General features: G+C 70.5%; 2 protein-coding genes. One reads left to right on the forward strand and one right to left on the reverse strand.

Annotated elements, in window-relative coordinates; genetic code table 11:
• A partial coding sequence (locus QZ607_RS25655; RefSeq protein WP_295889086.1) for a DUF255 domain-containing protein occupies positions 1-146 on the reverse strand: 146 nt, incomplete at its 3' end.
• Positions 147-661: 515 nt separating this feature from the next.
• On the opposite strand from QZ607_RS25655, the gene QZ607_RS25660 reads away from it, so the two are divergent.
• The gene (locus QZ607_RS25660) at positions 662-3,292 is read left to right on the forward strand and encodes a M12 family metallo-peptidase (protein WP_295889083.1); all 2,631 of its coding nucleotides are present in this window, start codon (positions 662-664) and stop codon (positions 3,290-3,292) included.
• The last annotated feature ends 160 nt before the right edge of the window (positions 3,293-3,452 follow it).

Here is a 3,452-nt window from a genome sequence, read left to right on the forward strand (position 1 = left end):
TTGTCCTGCGCGCGGGCCAGGTCGAGCGCCTCCTCGCACCAGGGCCACCAGTCCACCGGGTTGGCGGCGTGCTGCTGAAGGTAGGGGCTGGTGGCGTCGGCGAGGCGGTTGCGATGGGTGGCGGTGGGCGCGGCGGCGTCGGTCATGGCGGCGGCTCGGGCTGGTGCTTGGGCTCGGTGTGGCGAGCATGACGGCGGCGGCGCATATCCAATCCCGGGCGCCGGGTGTCGGAGCCCGACGTTGCGGCCTGAAGCCATCTGCCCCCGCAGACCGACATCGCCTGCCGCAGCGCGGCGCAGGCTGAGAAGGAAGGCGGGGCGCAGCTCGGCGCGAGCTGCGGACACGCCGCGTGGCGGGCATCCGGTGCACGCAGACCGGCGCACCGCGGATAGTGTCCGGCGTCCAGACAGTGCCTGAAGCCCGTGTCAGCGCTTCCCTGACTGTCCACGCAGGGATAGTTGGTCCGCCCGGATGGCGGGCTTGTCGGTTGCTTGCTGGACGCCGCGGGCGGTTTCGAAGACCGTCGCGCCCCGCTGCCGGCGCCGCTCTGCCCGGTACCAGCCGAACGCCGCCGCGGCGACCCCGCAGCGCCTGCGGGCCACGCCGGAAACCCGCGGCCGACCCCAAGCCTGTACACGGCAGACCAACCACAGAGGATCGCATGAGTCATCGCTCCAACGTCACCGGGACAGGGTTCCTGCTCTGCTCGGCATTACTGATCACGACCGAGTCGGCACTGGCCCGCGGCGCAGACGACTTCCGCATCCTGCATCACGAGCCGCTGACGCTGACCGAGCCCCTGCGCCAAAGCCAGGCCGGCAGCGCGCTGAGCGACACGGGGACGCGCCGGATCAGCATCGACGCACTGGGACGATCCTTCGAGCTGGAGCTCACCCCCAATGACCGCCTGATCGCCGACCTGCCCACCGCCCAGCGGGACCGCATCGCGGCATCCGCCCGCCTCTACCGCGGCGGCATCGTCGGCGTGCCGGATTCCTGGGCCAGGCTCACCCAGCATCAGGATGGCTGGTCGGGCATGATCTTCGACGGCATGGAGGTGCATCTGATCGACCGCGTGCAGCAGGTGGGCGGTGCGCTGGCACTGGGTGCCGTGCAGCCGGGCGGCGCGCAAACCGCCCCTGGTTCGGTGCTGTACCGACTCGCGGACGTGCAGCACGACCAGACCTGTGGCCTGGCCCCGGGGGCGCGGGCTTTGCACAGCTACCAGGCGCTGACCGATCACCTCCGCGACCTCGCCCCAAGCGCCCAAGGGCTCGCAACGGAGCAGCTCCCCGTCACCGTGGTAGGTGACGTTGAGTTCGCGCAGGGGCAGGCGGACCCCATCGCCACGCTTGCGGCACGGATGAATATCGTCGACGGCATCTTCTCCAGTCAGGTGGGGGTCGCCATCGATCTCGTGGACATCCGCGCCCTGTCGAGCAACGGGCCGCTCACGTCCACCGATGCCGTGACCCTGCTGAGCCAGTTCGGCGGATTCGTGAACGGCACCAACACCGGACTGGCACATCTGTTCACCGGCCGCAACATCAGCGGCTCGGTGGCCGGCATCGCCTATCTGGGGGTGCTCTGCAACAGCCGTTTCGGTGTCGGCGTCAGCGAGGACCTGGGCTCCTTCGGTGCCCTTATCGCCGCCCACGAGCTGGGCCATAACTTTGGCGCGCCGCACGACAACCAGGGCGGCTCAGCCTGTGCCGGCACGCCTGGCATCTACCTGATGAACCCGGTCATCAACGGCAGCGACCAGTTCTCCGCGTGCAGCCTGCAGCAGATGCAGCCGGAGATTGCCGCGGCGGGCTGCATCACGGCCATCCCCGACGGCAGCGATCCGCAGGCGGATGTGCGCCCCGCCCTGCCCGTGAACCCCACCGAGGCCACTGTCGATACCCCATTCGACTTCAGCATCGAGGTCCGCAACGGCGGCGACGACATGGCCACCGGTGTCGGTGTGCGCATCGGGCTGCCGTCGGCGCTGCTGCTGGTGGGCGCCGCACCCGCCGGCTGCGGCGAAGCGCTCACCGACAGCGGCGGGCTGCTGCTCACCTGCGACCTCGCCCCCCTGGCAGCGGGCAGCAGCGCGGGTGTCGACCTGACGCTGCTGGCGCTCGACAGCGGTACCTTCGTCGCCGCTGTCAGCACCTTCGCGGACAACGACATCAACGCCTCCAACGACAGCGTACAGGCGGGCTTCGACATCAGCCCCAGCGTCGATCCCTGCCCCGACTGCATCGACTTCGGCGCGACGCCGACGAGCCCCTACGCCAACCAGGACGCCGTCGGCACCGGCAGCGTCAGCGTCCAGGACGGCGGCGCCACGCTGGCGCTCCTGGGCAACCGCTGGCGACGTACCGACGCCACCTTCACCGTCACGCCGAATACGGTCCTCGAGGTCGACTTCCGCAGCACCGCGGAGGGTGAGATCCACGGCCTCGGCTTCGACGAGGACGACATCCTGAACGACAGCCGCATCTTCCAGCTCTTCGGCACCCAGCACTGGTTCCGTGCCCTGTCCCACGGCACCCCCTACACGCAGGCCGATCTCGGTACCTACAAGCGCTTCCGCATCCCGGTCGGCCAGTACTACACCGGCACCGACATGCGGCTGGTGCTGGTGAACGACATGGACACGGGCGCCCGCGACAACACCAGCGCCTTCCGCAACCTGCGCATCTTCGAGGACACCGCAGACGGCGGCGGCGATGGCGGCAGCGATGACGGCGGTGACGGCAGCGCAGGGTGCAGCGTGGCGCTGAGCTTCGACACCGCCACCGGCCTCGGCGACTGGGTCAACAGCCCGGCGAGCAACTGCACAACGGGTGCCTTCGTCGCCGGCACGCCGACGCGGGTCTGGAGCGGCGTCGTCACCCAGGTGGACGGCGATCACACCACCGGCAGCGGCAAAGCGCTGTTCACCGCTGCCAATATCAGCGCCGGCACCGACGACGTGGACGGCGGCACCTGCATCCTGGAGTCCCCCACCTGGACGGTCGACAACGCCTCCACCCTGTCCCTGTGGTACTTCCACGGCCAACGCGATGCCGGCGACGACCCGGGCGGCGACGGCTTCACGCTTGCGGTGTCCACCGACGGGGGCGCCACCTTCGAGCCGCTGGTGAGCCAAGGCGACGTGCGCAGCACCGCGGTCTGGAGGCAGGCCCGCCGCGCCATCCCCGCAGGCTCCAGCGTACAGCTGCGGGTGACGGCCGCCGACGGGCCCAGCACCGGCGACCTCGTGGAAGCCGGCATCGACGACCTGTCCATCTGCGCGCAATGAGCGGGCGGCACCGCCGGCGCCGACAGGGCACTGGATGAGCCGCCGCCCGGCAGCGGGCCATGGCGGCGACCCGCGCGGCGCGGGGCTCAGAGGTTGTGAAAAATCTGCCGGCCGTCGCGAGGGCGTCTCCGGGCGTGCCAGGCAAGGCGCAGGGAGCCGA

Source organism: uncultured Thiohalocapsa sp., from assembly GCF_913063425.1.
In the GTDB taxonomy this organism is placed as follows: Bacteria; Pseudomonadota; Gammaproteobacteria; order Chromatiales; family Chromatiaceae; genus Thiohalocapsa.